Origin of the sequence: Congregibacter sp. (genome assembly GCF_965660375.1) — a bacterium.
In the GTDB taxonomy this organism is placed as follows: domain Bacteria; phylum Pseudomonadota; class Gammaproteobacteria; order Pseudomonadales; family Halieaceae; genus Congregibacter.
In genome coordinates, this window is record NZ_CBFHZO010000104.1 from 1 (window position 1) to 21542 (window position 21542).

Below are 21542 nucleotides of genomic sequence, written 5' to 3' on the forward strand. Positions count from 1 at the left end.
AGTCCCCAGGAGTAGGGTCCTTCGACGGCCTTGAATTCGAATCCGTCAGACTCCGTGTCGGGCAGCCAGGTTTGTGCTTCCTGTTGCAGGCGGGTCGCTTCGACGGTCATTTCGCGGTGCTCGGGGAACAGCTGCTCAAACTGCTCCCGGGGACCATCGTTAAAGCCCCGGGGGCATTCCTCTTTGGCATTGGGGGTTTGATAGACCGACCAGAACAGGTCCGTCATCGCGTAGCCGATCTTGCCGTTTTGCAGCGGACTCTCGGTCAGTTGAGACTGCGCTCCGGGCGCGAATGACATCATCGCGGTGGCGCATGCGCAGGCGACAAGGGGCTTACGCGTAAGCTGTCGACGCCATGCTGAGAGCAGGGCGTGCATCCGGGAGCGACTCTGTGCAGCAAGCGTGTCCGTCATTACTGAATACCTTTCATATAATCATCCCGGAGCCAGTGCGCGCGCAGACCGTTGCGTTTGCCGCGCCATTCTCCGGTTCCTCCGCCATGCACATCTCCGGGTTTCTTATCTCCTTCGTAGGTGTACACGGGACGCTCCCGGTAAGCCCAGACCCGGAGAGTCTCTGGATCCTCGTCATCTGCAAAACGACCGGTGTTGGGGTTTATCTCGACAATGCGCCAGGCCCGGCTGACGCTCGACTCCTCCGCTCCCGCAAGCACATAGGGCCAGTGCTCCCGGCAGCGCGCGGAGTCACCGCCGCCGCAAATGGCCAAACGATAAACCTGCGTGTCGTCGGGGTGATCGCAGGCCAGTTGATCCACGGAATCGTCGCCGCACTGGTAGGTATAAATGGTTTGACCCTCGGCCGTGGCGAGCACGATGCCGGCGAGTGTGCGCTGGCGGGTGAAGCTTGCAGGGAGTTGTGGCACACGCTGCGTGAAGACATTGCGCCAGCCCTCGGCATCGCTGCCCACCTGACTCCAGGGTTCGGGATCCAGGGTGTAGGTGTACAGCGGTGCCCCGCGATAGACCCACTGACGCACCCCGGGGGCGCGTTCAAGTACCGACCATTCTCCAAAGGCCTTGGCCAGAGCCGGTGCGAGAATCGGCTGTCGCTCACGTGTGCATTCGCCCACACAGGCCGCCTTTTCTGCGCTGTCCCCTGCAAAGGCATACACCGCGTAGTTCTGATGGGTCGTCAGCATACGGCCAATGCTGGTGGTCTTTACCGCAAAGCCCGGGGGTAAAAGCGGAGGGGGACCCGCAGGAACGCGACCGGCAGGCGAGTCACCGTCGCCGCCGCCGTCCGCGCGGCGTTTCCGACGATAGCCACCGTAGGTATCTCCCGCTTCTTTGTCGCGCACTGAGGTGTATAGCGCCTGCTCCCGATAGGCCCATTGCCTCGCACCGTCCTTCCTCAGGAGCAGACTCCAGTCGCCGACGGGCTCTGCGTCGTTGGCAGCCAATACCGGTGGCCATAGATCAGTGCAGCTGGGCCGGGAGTCCAGTTCCGGCAGCTTCAGGCCCGCTGGGTAGGGGCTCATCAAGCCTGCGCTGACGGTGACCACTTCGTCGTAGCAGGCTATCTGACCCGCCGCTTCACCACTGTAGCCATTGCGTAACTTGAGTTGAGGCCAGGTATAGAGGGTTTTCCCCTGCTCGTTAGCGAACACGGGACCTTCCAGCTCCGTGTGCTCAACGTGAAATCGCGAAGGCATGGGTATGTCACGGTAGGCCTCGCGGAGCATTGACTCGCTTTGCCCCACGCCGTCCTGCTCTGCCGCCCTCAGGTCAGGAGTGGCTGCCAGCAGCAGGGTCAGGGTGACGAGCGTCCTAAACAAGTATTTCACTGATGGCCTGTGAGGTCGTGTTGCTTTTTGTTCCCCAGCTCGCAATATCCAGGCCCATGAGCCGTTGCGCCGTGTAGCCAAGGCGGCAGCCGGGGCTTCCGCCGCCATCGATATGCAGACCGGTCTTGATTCTGCCGCCGGCGTTGCCTGCGGTGAACATGGGGATGCCATCGATAGCGTGCATTTTCGCAAAGGACTGGTCCGTGGTGGCGTAAATCAGAGAGTTGTCCAGAAGAGATCCGTCGCCTTCACGAAAATCGGCCAGCGCCTGCACGTAATAGGCCCATTCCTCCATGGCGCGACGGGTATACCAGGACACATTGGGTTGGTATCGAAGGTTTTCGTCCACCGCCTCCTCGTGCGTCGCCGTGTGATGAGGCTTGTCGTAGCCGGGTTTGGTGGTAGCTGAAAACGCTGACGCGTAGAACATGTTGAAAACCCGCGTCTGGTCACAGGCCACGGCCATGAGCATGAGGTCTGTCATGATGCGATGGCGCCGGGACACCAGGTCCGCATCCAGACCGCTGGGCATGTCTGCAGGAGGATCAATGATCTCGCAGGCCTCGCGGGGCTCGGGCTTGGTGAGCTGCAGGTCAAAACGACGCTCCAGGTCCCGAATCCCGGTGAAGTACTGATCCAGGCGTGCGCGGTCCTCCGCGCCGAGGGATTTATTCAGTTTTTTCGCATCTTCCTGCACCGAGGACAGCGCGCTTTTACGAATCATCACTCGCGGATCCGGTGTAAAGGTCTCTGCGTTGGGGTTCTGAAAGTCCGAGCCGAATAAACGTTGGTAGAACCGCAGGGGCGACCACTCAGGAGCGTTTACCGAATTGCCCGCTTCGTAGCTGAAACTGTCCCGCACATCGCCGGTGGCGGTGGCGCTGAGGCTGCGAAAGCGCGTTTCGTTGCCAAGCTTCCGTGCGATGGATACATCGATGGTTTCGCCAGGGCGATTGGGACGCGATGTGGGCGCGGTTCCGGAGCGCAGTACCACCCAGCCTGAGTGATGACAGAGATTCGGTGCGTCATCCTTGAAGACATCAAAATTTGTGAAGAGGTTGATGTGCTTTTGCACCGGCGCCAGGGATTTGATCTCCGGCGGCAGGTCAAAGTTGGCACCGGTTTTCCTGGGAACAAACACATCGCGGTTCATGCCCAGCCCCCAGGACCAGGTGCCAAACCTTGTGGGCAGGGATTCTCCGGATGCGAGGGCTTTTCCATTGCCATCCAGAAAAGCGTCTAAAAAGGGTAGGGCAACGCTGACGGCAGCACCCTGCAGGGTACCGCGGAGAAACCGGCGGCGATTCATTCCACTCATCGATTTGCCTCCTCCTGGTCTCGTAGATTTGTAAAGTCCTGACGCCCCGCGAGGAGCCGGTTCACTGGCGCTGTGTCAGTTTCCGCAAGCTCGCTTGCGATGAGCTTTGGCGATCGAATGGACGAAAACGCCTCGCTCATACTGAGGTCTTTCAGCAGCGCAGGTACGCGGTGCTCGTTGGAGACAAAACGTTCTTCAAAGCGCTTGAGAATATCCCGGTCATAACGCAAGGACACGGGGCCGCCTGTACCATAGGCATACAGGCGATTCACCAGGCAGGCAGATAGCTTGGGGTGATTGCGCATCGCCGTGCCCAGACCCTCGATATCGTCAAAGAACACGCCATCAAGTTCGCCGCTGATATCCAGGGGGGCACCATTTTCTGTCTCCCGGTAACCACCGGCGCCGTCAAAGTTTTCCAGAGCAAGTCCCATGGGATCGGTAATCAGATGACAACCCGCGCAAGACGGGTTGGTGTTGTGCACCTTCAAGCGATCCCGCGCTGTGGCCACATCACCGGCGTCTTCAAGCTTGGAAAAGTCCACATTGGGTGGTGGGTCCGGCACGTGTTGGCACAGCAGCAATTCACGCATGGCCTTGCCGCGTAGTGTGGGGGAGCTGCGCACCGCGTGGGAGTTCGCCGCAAGAAAGCTGACGTGGGTCAGTAACCCGCTGCGGTGACTCTCTTCGTCAAACTCATAGCGGCTCCAGCCCTGCTGTGTGGGGATGCCGTAGAGCGCTGCCAGGGACATGGACATGTGGGTTTTTCGCGTGGTGAACAGATCCCGGTAATCGGCGTCCTCGCGAAGGAGATGATCGATGATGGTTCGCAGCGTCTGCTCCCGGGCATCGGCAAGGGCTCTGGCCGTCACCTTGGGATAGACGATGGGATCCTTGGCCAGACTGTCAAAGTCGTCAAAGGCCAGCATGTCGTCAAAGAATGCCCGCATACCTACTTCGAGGCGGGGGCTGCTCATAAGGCGATTGACCGCTGCTGCGCGACCTGCCTGGCTGTGCAATTCACCGCTGGCCGCCGCATCGAGCAAGGCGCTGTCGGGAGTGGCGTTCCATAGAAAGAAGCTTAAGCGGGACGCCAGGGCGTAGGCGTCCAGTCGCAGGGATTCCGGGCGATTGGGATCCGGTTCGGCTCTATCCATGACGAATAAAAACTCGGGGCTGATAAGGAGAGTCTCCAGTGCCAACGCCAGGCCTTCGTAAAAACTTCCCGTTTTTTCTGCGGCCCCGTGGGCTACGGCCACCAGGTCCGAGAGACGCCGGCTCTCCAGGGGCCGTCGGAATAGCATGCGACCGGTATCCCGGATGAATGCCGTGGCACAGCTGTCATCGGCCCCGTTTGAGGATACGGGTTCACAGGGTACGAGGTAAGGGCGGTGATTCCTGTCCACCACCTGCGCTGCGATCGTGGCAGCGGCCTGCTGGATCTGCGATACCTGGTCCGAGGTCAAACCCACAAAAGCGGCGCCAGACGCGAGAAGGCCATCCTTGCGCGGCAGCGGCGGTAGCGGTGGGATAACGCTTTCACTGATATCGCTGCCGAATATATGCGCGATGCTGTTGCTGTACTGGTCGCTGGTGAGCAGTCGCACACGCAACTCCGAGGCACCGGCGACCGTCGGCTTTGGCGTCTCGCCGCAGGCAGTAAGAAATAGACAGGCTGCCACTGCCGTCGCGACCAGTGCCTTCAAGGAAGAACGGCTTTGACCGGTATTAATCAAGTGCTGACCCTCGTATGGTCGGTTCCCCACTATAACATTCTGGGTCGAAAGCCGGCTTCACGCTCATTCCCATCGCTGCCTTGCGACCTGCTCTGGCGCGACGGGGCCGGCGCGATTCTCCCAGGAGTGACGGATAAAGGTCGCCACGGCCGCTAGTTCTTCATCATCGAGAATGTATTGAAACTCCTCCATGGGCTCACGCCATTTTTCCGGTAAATCGGCTCGCGGTGCCTCCGGGCTGTAAAGAATGGCATTGATCATGGATGCGGGGTTCTCCGCCTGCACCACGAGGCTGCCGCGGTTCAGCCGGGGCGCCATTTCTGGATCACCCTCACCGGTGGGTAGGTGGCAGGTGCCGCAATGGAGGTTATAAATCGTGCGACCACGCCCCATAACCACGGTGTCCGGCTCGCTGACGGGAGGTGGCTCTACCGCGGGGAGTGACTTGAGGTAGACCGCCATGGCATCGACATCTTTTGCTGTAAGGTGCCGCGTACTGTGCAAGATTACTTCGTTCATGGGGCCAAAGGATTCGAGGAAACCGTTGCGCGCCGTCTGGAGGTAAGCCCTCAGATCTTCCTTGGACCAGGCCCCCAGACCTCGGGACGATGCGGTGAGATTAGGGGCTGACCAGGGTTTGTAGACCCCCGGCATCACACGGTCCGAGTATTCGCCGCCGGCCATATGCGCCGTCGCTATCTCTGCTCCCAGTAGATTGCGGGGCGTGTGACAGGCGCTGCAGTGGGCAAGTGCTTCCACGAGGTAGGCACCGCGGTTCCATTCATTGCTCTTTTCGTCGTCTACCTCAAAAGCGCCCGGCGTGAAGAAAAGCAACTTCCAGATAGCCATGAGCGGACGCTGGTTAAAGGGAAAGGAGACGTCGTTGTCAGCGTTTTTCTGCTCCACGGCCGGGATGCTCTGGAGGTAGGCATAGAGGGCCGCGGCATCGTCATTACTCACCTGGGTGAATGCGGTATAGGGAAACACCGGATACAGATGCTCACCGTTGGCGCGCAGGCCGTGGCGCATGGAGTTCAGCAGGTCCCGGTCGCTCCAGTCCCCGATGCCCGTGGCTGTGTCAGGCGTGATGTTTGTCGAGTAGATCGTGCCAAAGGGCGTGTCGAAAGGCAGGCCTCCCGCCATATATTCTCCGCCGGCGGCGGTATGACAGCTCGCACAGTTTCCCGCCAGCGCGAGGTAGGCACCTCGCTCGATGAGCTCGGCCTCGGTTGCATCGCTGGCTGCCAATGGACCCGCATCGCTGTCCCGGTTGACGGGTTTAAACACAACAACGAGTACGACCAGGAGCGCGACCAGAGAAATAAAGACAAAAGCGCGGAGCAAACTCATAAAAATCTCATAGCATTTTCACAGCAATGGTGGTCACTTCAATGGAGAAGCCCGTCAGACATCGCTAAGTTATGGAGGCATGCCTGGCAGCGATATATGCAGTGCGCCTCCGGGGCCAGCGTGCCTGCGCTGCCGCGGCATTACCGGATAATGCCGCGTTTCTGTCAAGTGCCGGGCCTCAGGCACCACAATTCTGTAACACCCGAGACGTTTGCCGCCGCCGAAAGCTGCTGTTTTCCGGTAGCATTCAGCCACTGCGAGGTGACGTGGATGCACCGTCACTCAGGTGTTGGACAATAATGGGGAGTTTTAGATGCTGCAGAAAATGCTTATTCACGCCCTTGCCGGGTGTTTGGCGGTTATCGCCCTGACGCTGCAGGCACAGGCAGAGGTAAAGAGTCAGGCCGAGGCCGATAAACTCCTCGCGGCCAAGCTTGGGGGCAAGAGACCCATCGAGGCTCGAGAGTCCTATTGGCTTGAGGAACTGACCTGGATGGAAGTCCGCGATCTTGTTGCGTCGGGGCATACCACGGTCATCATTCCCACGGGTGGTATTGAGGAAAACGGTCCTTTTCTTGCGACGGGCAAACACAATGTGATCCTCGAGGGCAGCTGCCCGGCGATCGCAAGTCGCCTCAAAAACGCGCTCTGTGCCCCCATTGTCAAGTTTGTTCCCGAGGGCAGGATCGATCCTCCCACAGGCTCCATGCGCTTCGCTGGCACCATCAGCCTTAGCGCGGACACCTACGAAGCATTACTCACCGATATAGCGACCAGCCTCAAACAGTCAGGTTTTACCGATATCGTGATGATCGGCGACAGTGGCGGAAATCAGGAAGGTATGAAGAACGTGGCGGCGGCACTGAACGAACGTTTCGAGAAAACGCCGACGCGTTTCCATTTTATCGAAGCCTTTTACAACCCGGGTTGGGAAGCAACGGAGAACTACACCCGTGATGTGCTGGGTATCGATGAGACGCAAAAAGACGGGCACCACGATGACATCTGGGTGACAGCCATGATGATGGCCACTGATCCTGCGCAGGTGCGCTTCGATGAGCGGGTATCGGCGGGACTTGCGTCCATCAACGGCGTACCCATTACACCGCTGCAGGACGCTGTGGCGCTGGGAGAGCGCATGATTGCCTTTCGCGCCGCAATGACAGCGGATGCCATCCGTGACGCCATTGACTCGGCACGCTAGCGCTTAATCTGTTGCGGCGTAGGTGACGATTTCCTGCGCCAGGATGTCCGCGGCGTCGTAAAAGGGTAGGGCGCTTCGCAGCTGCTCGGACACCACAGAAAGCTCCGTGCAGGCGATGAGCAGGCAATCCACGCCAGCAGCTTCCAGTGCCTCGGCGCTGTTTTGCAACGCGGCATAGCCGCATCGCTCACCGCCATTGGCTTTTATGGCCTGAATCAGCGCCATAAGCTCGGTCTGTTGCGATGCCTCGGGGTAAACCGCCTCAATATTCCTCGTATCAAAGCTCGGTTCGTACAAACGAATCTGTGACAGCGCTGAAGAAGCAAGAAGTCCGACGCGCCTCGCAGCCGGCTGTGAAATCGCGATGCGTTTAGCGACGAGTTCTGTGATGTTCAGGAAAGGTACGTCCACCGCGCTCGCTAGCTCAGCGTAGAAATGATGCGCGGTGTTACAGGGCATGGCCAGGAAATCCGCGCCCTGGGCGACCAGCTGCTGTGCCATGGCCGTCAGGACGGGTACGGGGCTCGGGCCGGTTTTCTCAATGAGCGCCTTGATGCGCGAGGGTACCTTGGGATTGTTGTCGACCAGCATGCGAATGTGGTCGCAGTCGTCCGAAGCGGGGGTGGCCGCGATGACTCTCTGCATCAGGTCGACGGTCGCGGCGGGTCCCATGCCCCCCAGAACACCTACGGCTTTGCTGCGGCTCATATTCGCTAGTTATCGCCGTATGCAAAAGCGTCGCGATAGGCAAAGAGTGCCTGGGCGCCGCCGGTGTGGATAAACACGATGTTCTGATCTTTCTCGAAGTGCCCTTTACGAATGAGATCAATGAGGCCTGCGGCGCCTTTTCCGGAATACACCGGATCCAGAAGAATGCTCTCGCTGCGGGCAAAGATTTCGATAGCCTCAATGGTGCCGGCGGTGGGTATGCCATAGCCCTCACCGACATAATCGCAGTTGGCCTGCACATGCTCCCGCTGAACGGCACCGGGTATCCCCAGCAACTCTGCGGTGCTCTGGGCCAGTTTAAAGACGTTTTCTTCCTGTTTTGCCCTGGGTGCCCGGACCCCGATCCCCAGCACCGGGACCTGGCTGTTGCTGCCGGCAAAACCGGCGACAAGTCCCGCCTGGGTGCCGGCACTGCCTGTCCCGTGAACCACCAGGTCCATGGACAGACCCTGAACGTCCGCCTGGTAGAGCAATTCCATGGCGCAGTGAACATAGCCTAAAGCGCCGATAGGGTTGGAGCCGCCGCCGGGGACGATGTAGGGCTTTTTGCCATCACTCCTGAGCCTGTCAGCGAGTTCTTCCATGGCCCCGTTCATATCGGTGCCGCCGGCAACCCGGCTGATCGAGGCTTCGAAGAGTTCATCGAGCAGTACATTGCCGTTGAAGTTGTAGTCGTCGACGGTGCTGCCGGTTCTGTCCTCAAGGATGATCGCGCATTCCATGCCCATCTTCGCCGCGATCGCTGCGGTTTGCCGCGCATGGTTTGACTGCGTTGCGCCCTGGGTAATGATGGTGTCTGCACCCTGCTGCTGTGCGTCGGCCATGAGGAATTCAAGCTTGCGGGTTTTATTGCCGCCACCGGCGAGACCGGTGCAGTCGTCGCGCTTTATCCAGATGTTGGGTCCGCCCAGTGCCCTGCTGAGATTCGGCAATGGCTCCAGGGGAGTGGGCAGGTGGGCGAAATGCAGACGGGGAAAACGGGCTAGATGCATAGGTAAGCTCTGAGGACAATGAGGGTTGAAAGTTGCTAAGAGCGACAAGGTTACCGAATGCGCGTGGCCGCCGCCATTACGCTGCCGTCCAAGTTATACTGTTGTCCAACCGTTTGGAGAGAGATTTTCTGTGCATCGACCCTTTGCTTTTGTCGCGGGACTCGTGCTTACCGCCTGTTCATCGATTCAATACAACCTGCCTCCGGTTGCCAGCGAGACGGATGGTGAGCGGCGGGCGGGCAAGTTTATCTGGCACGATTTGATCTCGGATGACCCTGCAGGGACCGAGACGTTCTATGGCACGCTGTTTGGCTGGGAGTTCCGTTCGCTGGAGCTGCTCGGTGCCAGCTACTGGGTCATTAGTATCGAGGGCAAGCCCATTGGGGGCATGGTGGATCAGTCGGGTCTTCCCGCGCAGCGTGATATTTCCCAGTGGATGTCGGTGCTGTCTGTGCCTGATGCCAGTGAGGCGGTCACGATTGTCAGGGAAGCGGGCGGCCAGGTCCTGCGCGAACCCTTATCCATCGGGGATCGGGGCACTATCGCCGTGTTTGCCGATGCCCAGGGCGCACATTTTGCGACGCTGACCACCGTCACGGGGGACCCTCTTGATGACGAAGTCCTGCCGCCGGAAGGGGCATTCCTGTGGCACGAACTGTGGACCTCGGATGTTCCGGATGCTGCGCGTTTTTATGCACAGCTGGGGGACCTTGATGCCAGTGCGGGCGATGGCGAGGCTGATGCGATTGATTATCGCCTGCTACGCAGCGGTGACGTGACGCGCGGAGGTATTCGCAGCCTGCCTCAGTCCGATATGCCTTCTTTGTGGATGCCCTATCTCCGGGTAGAGACTCTTGCGCGACTGGAGGCGTTACTGGCCGCGGTGCCGACCCTGGGGGGAGAAGTGCTGGTGTCGACGGTGGCCCGTCCGGCGGGCGGCCATGTGGCCGTTATCGCCGGTCCGTCCGGCGCTCCCATTGCCCTGCAAACCTGGGGCGACGATCAGTCCCTGATAGAGGACATTTAAAATGTTTAGCTTAAAACAGGTCTCGGGAAATGGTCGGCGAATCCTTCGCTGCCTCGGATTGGCTGTTATCGCGGGCACGGTAATGTCGCTCAGCGGCTGCGATGATCCTCACGTCTATGGCAGTGTCGGAGTGTCTACCGGATACGGGGGAGGCTATTACGGGGGTTACGGAGGGTGGGGACAGCCGCGCATGCGCACCAGTATTTCTGTTGGCGGACGTATTCGCTGACTAAAAACTCCATCCCACGCCCGTGGTGACCCCCCAGTCGAATTCGCCGGCGGCGTCAATTTCCACTGTGGAGTTGTCATAACTTCCCCAGGCGCTGAAGTCCCAGAAGAGGTCGCTGATCATTTCCCAGCGCAGCGTAGCGCTGGTGTCCGCTCGTATACGACCGTTTTCGGTTAATGATGGGTACAGCGAGGCATCAAGTTTGAGTTTTAACTCAGGGCTGTCAAAGCGCCATCGCGAGTAGCCCAGGGTGAGAACGCCTTCAAGACTTTCCTGGGTGTCACCGCCAATACTCCGCTCTTCCAGTCCCTGTACGGACACGCTGCCGATGAGTTCGCTCCGGGGACTCTCCACAAAGTAGCGCCCGAGGCCCGCTCCTAAAGCAACACGATAGTCCAGGCCCAGTTCGTCGTTGGATTCAAAGCCGCCGAAAACCAGTCGATAGTTTGCGGCGCGATCGGTCCATACCTTACGCGACAGACTGATGCGTGAACTGGCGGTAGATTCCTCGTCCGTGTCAGAGACGGTGACGCGACTGGTAAGGGCATTGAGCGTTTCTTCATCTTCGTAGGAGATGTCTGTACGAAACTCCGTCTGAGCCACGCCGCTGGCCTTGGTGAAGGCGTAATTCGCGGCCACATAGATATCAATGCGATCGACAAAGCTCTCCTCCACCGGGCGGATCTCGACGACTTCCTGCCAGCCAAAGTTTTTTGAGCCAAAAACATCCTCAAGGGTTACCGTCCCCTGCATCGCTCCCGGTTTTACGCTGCCATAGAAGCGCTGTCCGTTATCCAGACGCAATTCGTAGTTAAAGTTTGATTCAATGCTGGCCACTTCCTGCCACTCAATGTCCAGAGTGCCCATGGCGTCTGTTTTAAAACTGAGGCGGCCCCCCAGCATTGATTTTATTTCGCCGGTAATTCGGTCACCGTTGTAGAGAGTGATAGTATCGGTCCTGCGCTGAGCCGCTGCCGAATCACTCAGACAAACGCAGATCAACAGGAGCATGATTACCATCATCACGCGTTGCAGCCGCCATGGGTCTCTTGCTGTTGGGCGCAGGTCTTGCCCCGCAAGCGTCTCCAAACTGTTCACCGTCGTTCACCGCTATTTGTCCGTGTGTGGCTCAAGTTTACCGCCATCAGCCTGCAAAATTCCCCTGATGGGAGTTTTACCGCCAGTACTGCTTCTTCTAACACTGTCGGTCCTGGCTCCCGCGGAAGCGGCCGTTGACAATGCTGCCTTTCCGGGTATCGCTGATGAGGCATCGCTTGTGGCGGGCCGAGAGCGATTTCTTCGCGCGCAGGAAATGATCAAGTCGGGGGACTGGTCGGCCTTCGATCGCGAACGAAAGAATTTGGATGGATATCCTCTGAGTCCTTACTTGGATTACGATCGTCTCCTGCGGCGGCTCACCGTAACTCCCGGAAGCAAAGCTCGGGAATTTGTGACGGCGCAAAGGCACAGCCCCCTCGGCGTACGTTACCTGGGGAGTTATCTGAGCGCCGCGGGAAAACGTCGTCGCTGGGGAGATTATCTTGATGCGGCGACTCGCGAACCCCGCAGTGAAAATCTACGCTGTTACTACGGGCGGGCGAAGCGGGCGAGAGATTCCGAGGAGGAGGCCTGGGCGCTGGCCAGTCGTTTGTGGGTATCTCCCAGCTCCGTCGATGATGCCTGCGACCCCCTCTTCAAACTCTGGCAGGCATCGGGGGGGCTCAACGACGCCCTTGTCTGGCAGCGGGCCAAGCTTGCCTTCGCCGCTCGGGAAGGAGGCTTGCTGCGGTACATCGCGTCCCTGGGTAGCGAAGATTTACAGCCCGCCCTGTCTATTTTGAGACGCAGCTATAGCCAGCCCCAGCGTAGCGTTGATCTGGCATCGGATCTTGGAGCTCCCTGGAAAGCGGATGTGCTTACCCTCGGACTGGAGCGTTTTTCGCGCTACGACCCGGCTCGGGCATTGAAACAGCTCGAGGCTTTGAATGATGAGCTTCTCAACGATCAGCAGCGCAAACGGCTGGTGTCGGCTATCGCTTTTCGGGGACTCCTCGAGAGAGATGAGGCCGTCAGGGCTTGGGCGGACGAGCGTCTTTCCCGGTGGGCTGACGACAAACTCACGACATTGCGCCTTCGTTGGGCGATTGCAGAGCAGGATTGGCCTGCCATTGCGCAACACTTTCTCTCCCTCAGCAAGGAAGCGCAGGAGGAGGGCACCTGGCGTTACTGGTATGCGCGGTCTTTGGAAGCCCGGGGCCGCGAGACTGACGCAGAAATGCTGTATACGGCCGTGGCAAAGGAGCGCAGCTACTACGGTTTTCTGAGCGCTGACAAGCTGGGCCTGCCCTACAGTTATCAGGAGGGAGGAGGTTCAGTCAGCACGGAGCCTGCTGCGGATTTGCCAGCGTGGACTAGGGATTCCCTGTGGCGGGTTCACGAGCTTAATGTCCTTGGCGAGAACCGGCTTGCGGAATCGGAGTGGACCTACACGCTGCGGCGTCTTGATGAGAATCAGCAACTTGCCCTGGCTCACATCGCAAAGGAGCAGGGCTGGCACCGGCTGGGTATTGATGCTGCGAACGCGGGACACCATTGGAACGCCCTCGATTTGCGCTTCCCGCTGGCCTTTGTGGATGACTTTTATCAGCGTGCCGCCGCGCAGTCCTTGCCAGTGAGTGAACTCATGGCTATTGCTCGGCGGGAGAGCGCCTTTTCTCCGACGGCGCGATCCCCGGTGGGCGCTCGTGGTCTCATGCAGTTGATGCCTGCGACAGGGCGCTCCGTCGCGCGCAAGGTAGGCGTTCCCGTAAGCACCAAGGCGCTGGACAACATCGAATACAATATTACGCTGGGCAGTGCCTATTACCATCAACTGCTGGAGCGTTTTGATGGTAATCGTGCGGTGGCACTCGCGGCCTATAACGCCGGCCCGAACCGCGTGAAAAACTGGTTGCGCGAGGATCTGCCGCTGGATGCGTGGATAGAGACCATCCCCTATCGTGAGACCCGCAACTATGTAAAAGCCGTGCTGGCCTACAGCGTGGTCTTCGACTATCGCCTGGGTGAGAAAGCGCAGTTGATGGGCGTCGCCAACCCGGCGCCAAATGACTGAACCCTCACCATCATTGAGTTTTGTGATTCCCGTGGTGAACGAGGGCCCACGGCTGCCCGCGTTACTGGCGACTCTGCGCCGTGAGTTTACCGATGCGGAACTTGTCGTTGTTGATGGTGGCAGCGCAGATGGCAGCGTTTCCCGCGCCCTGCGCGGTGCCGATCTGGTGCTCCTTGGCGAGGCGGGCCGCGCGCGGCAGATGAACCTGGGGGCCGCCTGTGCAAAAAACACCTGGCTGGCGTTTCTTCATGCAGATACTCACCCCCGCTTTGATGCGGGGGAGCTGCGGGCCGCTCTTACCGGCGATGTTCGCTGGGGTTTTTGTCGTATTGCCTTGCAGGGCCGCTCATGGGGGTTGGCAATGGTGAGCACTTTTATGAACCACCGCTCAGCGGTCACGGGCATCGCAACGGGCGATCAGCTTTTGTTGGTGGAACGGGAGCTCTTTGAAACGCTGGGGGGATTTTCTGCAGTGCCGCTTATGGAGGATGTGGAGATCTGCAAGCGTCTCCGTCGTCACGCCCGGGGGGGCATGCTGCCCCTCGAGGTGCATTCCAGCGGTCGACGCTGGGATGAAAAAGGACTTTGGCGCACGATTTTTCGCATGTGGGCGCTGCGTCTGGCTTATTTTGTCGGCGTGTCACCACGACGTCTCTGGCGGCATTACTACGGGAAACACGCTGTGACGATCTCCAGGGGCGGCCAGTGAGATGAGGGTGTCGCGATGTCTTCTCCAGCAGTTTGCCCGCTACCCGGAACCGGGTCGGGTAAAGACCCGGCTGCAGGCTGAGCTGAGCGCCACAGAGTCCTGTGCCGTTCACGAAAAGTTGCTGTTACGCACCGCTGCAACACTCACGCAGTCCAAGCTCGGCGTGACTGAGTTGTGGCTTGATAGGGCCGGGGAGCATGCAACGCTTTCCAAGGCTCTGGATCTGGGTATGACCGGGCCTTTTCTGCAGCAGGGCAGTGACCTCGGGGAGCGCATGGGTACAGCGCTTTGCAAGGGCCTCCAGCGCGCCGACGCGGTGGTCCTGGTAGGTAGTGACTGCCCTGTGCTGACCGCGGGGTATCTCGAGACCGCGTTTAACGCCCTGAGGCATTCGGACGTGGTGTTGGGACCTGCGGAGGACGGTGGCTTTGTGTTGATCGGGTGTCGGCGTGTCGCCGGAGGAATGTTGGCCGGTGTGCCCTGGGGCGATGACTCGGTGCTTGCGGCAACGCGCGCGAGACTCACCGCGGAGGGCTTATCGACCTGTGAGCTAAGCACCCTCTACGATATCGACACTCCCGGAGATCTGCGCCGATGGGAGGGGGAGCTTCGTTCAGGCGTGAGCGGCGACCGCTGAACCGGCAACAGCACTTAGAGTGCCTGTGTTCTGCCAATCGCTATGGACCTGCGCTTGCTGATAAAGAAGCCAGGCAATGGCCGTGCAGTAGCTTAGATTGGTTTGCAGTTCGCTGTCGGGATTGCTCAGAAAAGCCCGCTGACTCGCCAGTCCGCGGACGCGGCTTGCGATGTCAGGACGGAACGCCAGATAGCGATCCCACAGATCCCGATGCTGGTTCGAGGTGATCTGAAACAATCCCAGGCCGGGCTCCCGTCTGGAAAGCATGCCCCTTTCGGTCTTGCGAAGCGCTGCTGCCAGCAACTCCCGTTCCGCATCGGGGGACCATTCTCCGAGATATTCCAGAGTGGGTTTTATAACCTGCTCGCGCAGGTGTTCAGCTGTGATGTACATAGATAGCAAGCTCCTCGCAGGAACATGGCATGAATGCTATTTGGCATCTCATCACCGGTTTGCATGCTATTACCGATTGCTCCCAATCCCGTCCCAACGCGATGGACGCTCCTGTAAACCCGAAGCATCCGGAGTAACCGGTATTTAGGCGGTACCATCTCCGCCACGGTCTATTTTTACCATACCGATTTTAAATATCCAATATAAATTAGTGGTTTAGAGCATTTTATTTATCTTATTTTTGTATTTCGATGCTAACTGGGGCTTTTTTTGCCGATGTGGCGCCAAAAAAGGGGCGCGCAGCCGTGGGTTTGGGGATAAATTGATCAAAATTTAACCAATAAACAGCTTCGGCGCTAGCCCCCCGCGAGTTTTACCGTTAATCCCTCGGCTTCGAGCATGTTTTTGATGGTCTCGCGCTGGTCTCCCTGAATCTCAATGACCCCATCTTTGATAGCACCACCGACGCCACAGCGCTGCTTGAGAGCCTTGGCCCGCTTTTTCAAAGTCGGGGCGTCATCGGGGAGACCCGTCACCAGGGTCACGGCTTTACCGCCCCGACCCTTGGTCTCTCGCTTGAGGCGCACCACGCCGTCACCCGAGGGGGCCGCGGCTTTCAGAAGCCTGCAGCGGCAGTCAGCTTTGACCACGCCACAGTCCGGACAGAGACGGCCCTTGTCCGTGCTGTACACCGTGCGGGATTTACCTTGCGCGCCTCGACTCATGGACGTTGCTCCTGCCTTGGGGGGCAGTGTAGGGTACAGCGCTTTGTCATTTGGTGAACCCCGTGAACGAAGATCAGACCACTGCTGATATTGGTAAACTCCAGGCGGAGCTGGCGTTTCAGAACGACAGTGTTCAGCGTCTCAACGATGCCCTTGCGACCCAGCAGCAGGACATTCTGCTGCTCCAGCGACAGGTGGCATTGCTCGGCGAGCAATTGCGGGCCCTGCGCGAGAATGACAGCCAGACGGCCGGAGATAGCGTCGTCGAAAAGCCACCGCATTACTAGGTCCCAGGTACACTCGCGCCATGCAGTTTTCCAGCTTCGGTGAAAAATTTGCTGCCAACAGCGGTATCAGCGGTCTCATGGATGACCTCGGTGCCGCCCTGAGCGATGATCCTTCACTACTGTTTATGGGCGGCGGCAACCCCGGTCGCATCGAGTCAGTAGAAGCTGCCTTTGCGGCGCGATTGTCAGCGCTTGCGGCAGATAGAGATCGACGTCATGAGTTGTTGGGTGTTTATCAGGAGCCCCAGGGGGACCGGGTGTTCCGAGCAGAGCTGGCCCGGTTTTTGAGGCGCGAATACGGCTGGGCTGTGGGGCCTGAGAATATTGCCCTCGCCAATGGCAGTCAGTCCGCGTTTTTCGTGCTTTATAACCTGTTTGCGGGGCGGGCATCCGATGGTGTCGAGCGCCAGATACATCTGCCGCTGTGTCCCGAATATGTGGGCTATCGCGACATCGGGCTCAGCGACAATTTTTTTACCGCAACCAGACCTCGTATCGAGCGTCTCGCAGGCGGTCAGTTCAAGTATCACGTGGATAGTGATGCCCTGACCTTGTCTCCATCAACCGCAGCGCTCTGCGTCTCCCGTCCAAGTAACCCCACGGGAAACGTGATTTCTGACGAGGAAGTCGCACTCCTCGACGAACGTGCGCGGGCACAGGACATCCCACTCATCATTGACGGCGCTTATGGTCATCCTTTTCCGGGGCTTATAGAACCCTCGGCAAGCGCCTCCTGGACTGAGCATGACATTCTGATGCTCAGTCTGTCCAAACTGGGACTGCCGGGAGTGCGCAGTGGCATCGTTATCGCTCATCCGGATATCGCGCAGGCTTTTGCCCGGGCCAATACCGTGGTCAGTCTCGCCTGTGGCACCCTGGGCCCGCAACTCCTTCGCGGTATGCTCGATGACGGGTCACTCATGGCACTGTGCCGCCAGGAAATACAACCTTATTATAGGGAGCGGCAGCAGCTTGCCGTAGCAGCGGTAGAGGCGGGGCGGGGCGATTTGCCTGTGTGGATCCACAGGCCTGAAGGCGCCTTTTTCCTGTGGTTGTGGTGTGAGGGATTGCCCATCGACAGCTCTACTCTCTACGAGCGCCTAAAAGCACGGGGCGTTATCGTCCTGCCGGGCAATGAGTTTTTCATCGCTACGGGTGATGACTGGCCTCACAGCCGGGAATGTTTGCGAGTTTCCTATGCTGGAGATCGTGAAACAATTGAAGGGGGTATCGCACTGATCATGAGTGAGCTCCATCGCAGCTATGCACAGGGGCTATGATCATTGGTTACGACAGCCAGAAAAGCCATGGTCAACTAAAGCGCCAACGACAGCGCCAACGACAGCGCCAACACATTGAGAAAATACTAACAGGGGAAATATCAATGCGAAAAATAGTCCTTGCCACACTACTCGGCACAGCGAGTGTTGCTGCGGTCGCTCAGGAGTCAGCGCACCTTGACTGGCTCAATGCCAACTACGAGCAAACGGCGCAAACCGCACGCTCTCTCTGGGAATTTGCCGAAGTGGGCTACCAGGAAACCCGCAGCAGCGCGCTCCTCCAGGAACAGCTGGCCGCTGAAGGCTTCTCTATTGAAAGCGGCGTTGCAGATATTCCCACAGCCTTTGTGGCCAGCTATGGCAACGGTGGACCGGTGCTCGCGATTCTTGGTGAATTTGATGCATTACCGGGCATTACCCAGGATTCAGTGCCTACGCGAAGCCTTCTCGAAGCAAAGTCGGCAGGACATGCCTGCGGCCATAACCTCTTCGGCGCGGGTTCTGCAGCGGCGGCCATCGCCGTGAAGGAGTGGCTGGACAGCACCGGCACTCCCGGTACGATCCGCTTCTACGGGACGCCTGCCGAGGAGGGAGGCAGTGGCAAGGTGTACATGGTTCGCGCCGGCCTATTTGATGATGTGGACTTTGCCATGCACTGGCATCCCTCGGACAAGAACTCCGCAGCGGCGGCAACGACGCTCGCCAACCGCTCTGCGAAATTCCGCTTTCGGGGGGTATCTGCCCACGCTGCAGGTGCTCCGGAGCGCGGTCGCTCAGCGCTCGATGCCGTGGAGGCCATGAATTACATGGTCAATATGATGCGCGAGCACGTTCCTCAGCAAACACGCATCCACTATGTAATTACCTCGGGGGGCAACGCGCCCAATGTCGTTCCCGACTATGCCGAAGTCTTCTATTACCTGCGCCATCCCGAGGCCAAAACCGTGCGTTCCTTGTGGGAGCGTATGGAAGCTGCCGCGCGAGGCGCTGCGGAAGGCACCGGCACGGAGCTTGAAGTGGAGATCATTCACGGCAACTACCCGGTGCTGGTTAATGAAACGCTGCATAAAATGATGGACGCCACTATGCGCGAGATCGGTGGCATTGAGTACGACGCCGAGGAAGCCCGCTTTGCGAAAGAAATCTACAAGAGCTTTGATGATCCGGCGCGGGAACTGGGTTCCCAGGAGGAGATACAGCCCTACAGCCTGTCACTGAGTTATGGTTCTACCGACGTGGGCGATGTCTCCATTGCGGTGCCCACCGTTGGTATGAGTACGGCGACCTACGTGCCGGGTACTGCAGGACACAGCTGGCAGGCGGTTGCCGCTGCGGGTTCCTCCATTGGGTTTAAAGGTGCCGATCTCGCGGCCCGTGCCCTAAGCAGTGCCGCAGTGAAAATTTACACCGACGAGGCGCTGCGCGAAGCCGCTAAAGCGGAATTCGCCCGGCGTCGCGGTGATGATTTTGATTACGAGGCTCTCCTGGGAGATAGGGCGCCCGCACTGAACTACCGCAAGTAGACTATTTGACGCAGCATAAACCCTGCAGCTCGTATCAGGAGAAGGAACAATAGATGTCAGACAGTGAACGTAAGGACACGGCGGAGCAGGCGGAATTTCGTCGCTACTGTAAAGAGTGGATCGCTGATAATCATCCGGGGGAACCAACGGTACGTCTGCCGCTGTCGCCCCTGGAGATCATGACCCCCGAACAAATGGCCTATCTCCAGAGCTGGCAGAAGGCGGCTTATGATGCGGGTCTGGTCGGTTGTGATTATCCCGTGGAAGTGGGCGGGGGTGGTCGCAATGACTGCCAGCGCGTTGCCAATGAGGAGCTGGTGGCGGCACGCACGCCTTACTATCCCAACGTTATCGGCCTGGGTATGGCAGCACCCACGGTGTTTCACCATGCCAAGGATGAGCTCAAGGAGCAGCTGCTGCCGCGTTTGTTTTCCGGTGAAGATATCTGGTGTCAGGGGTTTAGCGAGCCCGGTGCCGGCTCCGACCTGGCCAATGTGCAAACCTTTGCAGAACCCAAGGGCGACAAGTGGATTATCAACGGCCACAAGGTCTGGACCAGCCTGGCCCATTTTGCCGAGTGGATGATCATTCTTTTGCGTACCGACAAAGGTCACAAATACGAAGGCCTGTCCTACTTTGTGGTGCCTATCGCCTCTGCCCTTGGTAAGGGGGTCACCGTAAAACCGCTGATCAAGATGACCGGTGAGACCGGCTTCAACGAGGTGCTCTTTGAAAATCTCGAGGTGGATGACAGTTTCCGCCTGGATGAGCTTGGCAAGGGCTGGCAGGTAGCGATGACAACCCTGCTCCACGAACGGGGTGCCGGTGAACTGGTAACGCCCCGCGCCGGTGGTCTCAAGAGCGAGAGTTCCCTGTCCATCAGTTCACGCAACGTCATGGACCTGGCGAGCAAAACAACCCGGGGTGCGCAGCAGGCATCTGCTGATCCCCTGCTGCGAGATCGTATGATGCGACAGCTTATCCGTGAGGAGGCGCTCAAGGAACACCAGCGGCGGTCCCGGGTGCCGGCACTCATTGACCATCCCATGCGGCTGCCCTTGCAAAACAAACTTCTCGCGTCGGAGATTGCCCAGGACACCGCGGCACTGGCTTTGGAAGTGGAAGGTCCGGCGGCAAGTCTGTATCTGGCAGATGAGAACGCACCTGCGAGGGGGCAATGGCCCCTGGCTTACATGAACTCCTACGGCATGACCATTGCCGCGGGCACCAGTGAAATTCAGCGCAATATTCTGGGCGAGCGAGTCCTGGGACTCGCCAAGTCCAAATAGACTTGCCGGCTACTGAAGGAGATTTTTGTGGCGCAACCAAAAAATTATGGATTTGAGGAAGAGGCGGGAATGCTTAAAGACGGTGCTCGCCGTTTTTTTGCGGAAAAGCTTCCCGTTGACCAACTGCATGCCCTGGTCGCTGATGCCTATGTGCCCGAGCGTGCGCCGGAGGTGAAATGGCGGAAGGAGCTGTGGGATGAAATGGTGGCGCTAGGGTGGACATCCCTGGCGGTGCCTGAGAGCGCCGGTGGCGTGGGCATGCCCTGGGTTGCCGTGGCGGCGCTTCTTGAGGAAAACGGCCGCGCGGCGTTTCCCTCGCCCCTGTTAACAACCCTGCAGGTCACTGCTGTGCTGAGCCGTTGTGGCCAGGCAGGAGAGGCAGCACTGGCAGAAATTGCCGGAGGCTGCGCAGCAACGATTGCGGTTATGGACGCTTCCGGCGGCACGGTTCCCGGTGCGGTGAAGGTAGTGGATGGCAAACTCAGGGGCACAGCGTATTTTGTGCAGGACGCCGGTAAGTGCGACAGCGTTCTGGTTGTGGCTGAGGACGATGATTCACCCGCGCTCTTTTGGGTGAAACTTGCAGGCGATGGTGTGGAGGTGCAACGGGATGCCATCATCGACCTGACCCGGGATCAGGCGAGGGTCTGCTTTGACGGCGTGACTGCCGCCCGCATCGAGACTGATGGCGCTGCGGCCTGGGAGGCTGCGCTACCGATCCTTTGGATGTTGGCGAGCGCGGATATGGTCGGTGCCGCGGAGTGGTTGCTGCAAACGACGGTGGAGTACGCGCAGCAGCGCAAGCAATTCGACCGATCCCTGGGCTTTTTCCAGGCCGTCAAACACGATCTGGTAAACGTGATGATCGCCATCGATGAAAGCAAGTCACTGCTGTACAGCGCAGCCTGCGCAATCGATCATGAACCCGAGCGCGCCCGGGAGCTGGCGCACATGGCAAAGTCGTCCGCGAGTGATACTGCAGCCTATGCGTCGGGAAGAACCGTGCAGATGCACGGCGGTATCGGCTTCACCTGGGAATGTTACGTGCACCTTTACTTCAAGCGGCAGAAGCACAGTCAGCTTTTGTGGGGTGACGCTGCCTGGCACCGTGCAGCGCTTGCAGAGCTGCTTCTGGATAGTCCGGCTGCGGCGGCATAAATGAACTGGAAAACCGCCGGTCTCATCGCCGTGGCCCTGC

General features: G+C 59.0%; 20 protein-coding genes and 1 pseudogene. 11 read left to right on the plus strand and 10 right to left on the minus strand.

All coding sequences use genetic code 11. The annotated features are described in order from the left end of the window. The 5 genes and pseudogenes from ACTG3T_RS09985 to ACTG3T_RS10005 all read right to left on the minus strand — a co-directional run. Window positions 1-413: pseudogene (locus tag ACTG3T_RS09985) on the minus strand (hypothetical protein); the annotation flags it as partial. Next, window positions 413-1795, minus strand: coding sequence for a hypothetical protein (locus ACTG3T_RS09990; protein WP_439102125.1), 1383 nt, complete (start codon window positions 1793-1795; stop codon window positions 413-415). The pseudogene ACTG3T_RS09985 and the gene ACTG3T_RS09990, both read right to left, overlap by 1 nt. Continuing rightward, complete coding sequence (locus ACTG3T_RS09995) at window positions 1788-3122, minus strand: DUF1552 domain-containing protein (protein WP_439102126.1); 1335 nt, start codon at window positions 3120-3122, stop codon at window positions 1788-1790. Before ACTG3T_RS09995 ends, ACTG3T_RS09990 begins: the two co-directional genes overlap by 8 nt. Further along, window positions 3119-4828, minus strand: a complete 1710-nt coding sequence (locus ACTG3T_RS10000) for a DUF1592 domain-containing protein (protein ID WP_439102127.1) — start codon at window positions 4826-4828, stop codon at window positions 3119-3121. Before ACTG3T_RS10000 ends, ACTG3T_RS09995 begins: the two co-directional genes overlap by 4 nt. 93 nt (window positions 4829-4921) lie before the next feature. After that, window positions 4922-6208, minus strand: a complete 1287-nt coding sequence (locus ACTG3T_RS10005) for a cytochrome c (RefSeq protein ID WP_439102128.1) — start codon at window positions 6206-6208, stop codon at window positions 4922-4924. 313 nt (window positions 6209-6521) lie between these two features. Between ACTG3T_RS10005 and ACTG3T_RS10010 the strand changes: the two genes are divergently transcribed. Continuing rightward, window positions 6522-7412, plus strand: a complete 891-nt coding sequence (locus ACTG3T_RS10010; RefSeq protein ID WP_439102129.1) for a creatininase family protein — start codon at window positions 6522-6524, stop codon at window positions 7410-7412. Between the two features lie 3 nt (window positions 7413-7415). Here the strand turns inward: ACTG3T_RS10010 and ACTG3T_RS10015 are convergent, their stop codons facing one another. Both ACTG3T_RS10015 and ACTG3T_RS10020 read right to left on the minus strand, forming a co-directional pair. Next, window positions 7416-8120: an aspartate/glutamate racemase family protein gene (locus ACTG3T_RS10015; protein ID WP_439102130.1), complete on the minus strand. Its 705-nt coding sequence runs from the start codon at window positions 8118-8120 to the stop codon at window positions 7416-7418. A 5-nt stretch (window positions 8121-8125) separates the two neighbouring features. Next, window positions 8126-9133 (minus strand): D-cysteine desulfhydrase, encoded by a 1008-nt coding sequence (locus ACTG3T_RS10020; RefSeq protein WP_439102131.1) that lies wholly within the window; start codon window positions 9131-9133, stop codon window positions 8126-8128. Window positions 9134-9263: 130 nt separating this feature from the next. On the opposite strand from ACTG3T_RS10020, the gene ACTG3T_RS10025 reads away from it, so the two are divergent. Both ACTG3T_RS10025 and ACTG3T_RS10030 read left to right on the plus strand, forming a co-directional pair. Beyond that, window positions 9264-10160, plus strand: a complete 897-nt coding sequence (locus tag ACTG3T_RS10025; protein WP_439102132.1) for a VOC family protein — start codon at window positions 9264-9266, stop codon at window positions 10158-10160. Between the two features lies 1 nt (window position 10161). Next, the gene (locus ACTG3T_RS10030) at window positions 10162-10389 is read left to right on the plus strand and encodes a hypothetical protein (RefSeq protein ID WP_439102133.1); all 228 of its coding nucleotides are present in this window, start codon (window positions 10162-10164) and stop codon (window positions 10387-10389) included. Here ACTG3T_RS10030 and ACTG3T_RS10035 read toward each other — a convergent pair whose 3' ends face one another. Continuing rightward, window positions 10390-11487: a DUF481 domain-containing protein gene (locus tag ACTG3T_RS10035; RefSeq protein WP_439102134.1), complete on the minus strand. Its 1098-nt coding sequence runs from the start codon at window positions 11485-11487 to the stop codon at window positions 10390-10392. A gap of 67 nt (window positions 11488-11554) precedes the next feature. On the opposite strand from ACTG3T_RS10035, the gene ACTG3T_RS10040 reads away from it, so the two are divergent. From ACTG3T_RS10040 to ACTG3T_RS10050, 3 genes are read left to right on the plus strand one after another with little or no spacing between them, the layout of a single operon-like run. Beyond that, the gene (locus tag ACTG3T_RS10040; RefSeq protein WP_439102135.1) at window positions 11555-13501 is read left to right on the plus strand and encodes a transglycosylase SLT domain-containing protein; all 1947 of its coding nucleotides are present in this window, start codon (window positions 11555-11557) and stop codon (window positions 13499-13501) included. Continuing rightward, entirely contained in the window at window positions 13494-14210 is a 717-nt protein-coding gene (locus tag ACTG3T_RS10045) for a TIGR04283 family arsenosugar biosynthesis glycosyltransferase (protein WP_439102136.1), read from the plus strand. Before ACTG3T_RS10040 ends, ACTG3T_RS10045 begins: the two co-directional genes overlap by 8 nt. Window position 14211: 1 nt before the next feature. Then, window positions 14212-14847, plus strand: coding sequence for a TIGR04282 family arsenosugar biosynthesis glycosyltransferase (locus ACTG3T_RS10050; RefSeq protein ID WP_439102137.1), 636 nt, complete (start codon window positions 14212-14214; stop codon window positions 14845-14847). Here ACTG3T_RS10050 and ACTG3T_RS10055 read toward each other — a convergent pair. Further along, on the minus strand, window positions 14824-15240 hold the full coding sequence (locus tag ACTG3T_RS10055; protein WP_439102138.1) for a hypothetical protein: 417 nt from the start codon (window positions 15238-15240) through the stop codon (window positions 14824-14826). The genes ACTG3T_RS10050 and ACTG3T_RS10055 overlap by 24 nt on opposite strands. Before the next feature lie 356 nt (window positions 15241-15596). Continuing rightward, on the minus strand, window positions 15597-15965 hold the full coding sequence (locus tag ACTG3T_RS10060) for a stress response translation initiation inhibitor YciH (RefSeq protein WP_439102139.1): 369 nt from the start codon (window positions 15963-15965) through the stop codon (window positions 15597-15599). 62 nt (window positions 15966-16027) lie between these two features. Here ACTG3T_RS10060 and ACTG3T_RS10065 point away from each other — a divergent pair, with 62 nt between their 5' ends. The 5 genes from ACTG3T_RS10065 (at window position 16028) to ACTG3T_RS10085 (ending at window position 21502) form a co-directional block, all read left to right on the plus strand. Further along, complete coding sequence (locus tag ACTG3T_RS10065; protein ID WP_439102140.1) at window positions 16028-16252, plus strand: SlyX family protein; 225 nt, start codon at window positions 16028-16030, stop codon at window positions 16250-16252. Between the two features lie 20 nt (window positions 16253-16272). Continuing rightward, the gene (locus ACTG3T_RS10070) at window positions 16273-17532 is read left to right on the plus strand and encodes a valine--pyruvate transaminase (protein WP_439102141.1); all 1260 of its coding nucleotides are present in this window, start codon (window positions 16273-16275) and stop codon (window positions 17530-17532) included. Window positions 17533-17636: 104 nt separating this feature from the next. Next, window positions 17637-19055 carry an amidohydrolase gene (locus tag ACTG3T_RS10075; protein ID WP_439102142.1) on the plus strand — a complete coding sequence of 473 codons (1419 nt, stop codon included), beginning with the start codon at window positions 17637-17639 and terminating at the stop codon, window positions 19053-19055. 53 nt (window positions 19056-19108) lie between these two features. Next, a complete protein-coding gene (locus ACTG3T_RS10080; RefSeq protein ID WP_439102143.1) occupies window positions 19109-20344 on the plus strand; it encodes an acyl-CoA dehydrogenase family protein in 1236 nt (411 codons plus the stop codon). A gap of 27 nt (window positions 20345-20371) precedes the next feature. Further along, window positions 20372-21502 (plus strand): acyl-CoA dehydrogenase family protein, encoded by a 1131-nt coding sequence (locus tag ACTG3T_RS10085; protein ID WP_439102144.1) that lies wholly within the window; start codon window positions 20372-20374, stop codon window positions 21500-21502. The last annotated feature ends 40 nt before the right edge of the window (window positions 21503-21542 follow it).

Bases quoted from the DNA above. Each gene is read 5' to 3' on its own strand.
- ACTG3T_RS09995 (WP_439102126.1), bottom strand. From the start codon at position 3,122: ATGAGTGGAATGAATCGCCGCCGGTTTCTCCGCGGTACCCTGCAGGGT.
- ACTG3T_RS10005 (WP_439102128.1), bottom strand. From the start codon at position 6,208: ATGAGTTTGCTCCGCGCTTTTGTCTTTATTTCTCTGGTCGCGCTCCTG.
- ACTG3T_RS10010 (WP_439102129.1), top strand. From the start codon at position 6,522: ATGCTGCAGAAAATGCTTATTCACGCCCTTGCCGGGTGTTTGGCGGTT.
- ACTG3T_RS10015 (WP_439102130.1), bottom strand. From the start codon at position 8,120: ATGAGCCGCAGCAAAGCCGTAGGTGTTCTGGGGGGCATGGGACCCGCC.
- ACTG3T_RS10020 (WP_439102131.1), bottom strand. From the start codon at position 9,133: ATGCATCTAGCCCGTTTTCCCCGTCTGCATTTCGCCCACCTGCCCACT.
- ACTG3T_RS10030 (WP_439102133.1), top strand. From the start codon at position 10,162: ATGTTTAGCTTAAAACAGGTCTCGGGAAATGGTCGGCGAATCCTTCGC.
- ACTG3T_RS10040 (WP_439102135.1), top strand. From the start codon at position 11,555: ATGGGAGTTTTACCGCCAGTACTGCTTCTTCTAACACTGTCGGTCCTG.
- ACTG3T_RS10045 (WP_439102136.1), top strand. From the start codon at position 13,494: ATGACTGAACCCTCACCATCATTGAGTTTTGTGATTCCCGTGGTGAAC.
- ACTG3T_RS10050 (WP_439102137.1), top strand. From the start codon at position 14,212: ATGAGGGTGTCGCGATGTCTTCTCCAGCAGTTTGCCCGCTACCCGGAA.
- ACTG3T_RS10055 (WP_439102138.1), bottom strand. From the start codon at position 15,240: ATGTACATCACAGCTGAACACCTGCGCGAGCAGGTTATAAAACCCACT.
- ACTG3T_RS10060 (WP_439102139.1), bottom strand. From the start codon at position 15,965: ATGAGTCGAGGCGCGCAAGGTAAATCCCGCACGGTGTACAGCACGGAC.
- ACTG3T_RS10070 (WP_439102141.1), top strand. From the start codon at position 16,273: ATGCAGTTTTCCAGCTTCGGTGAAAAATTTGCTGCCAACAGCGGTATC.
- ACTG3T_RS10075 (WP_439102142.1), top strand. From the start codon at position 17,637: ATGCGAAAAATAGTCCTTGCCACACTACTCGGCACAGCGAGTGTTGCT.
- ACTG3T_RS10080 (WP_439102143.1), top strand. From the start codon at position 19,109: ATGTCAGACAGTGAACGTAAGGACACGGCGGAGCAGGCGGAATTTCGT.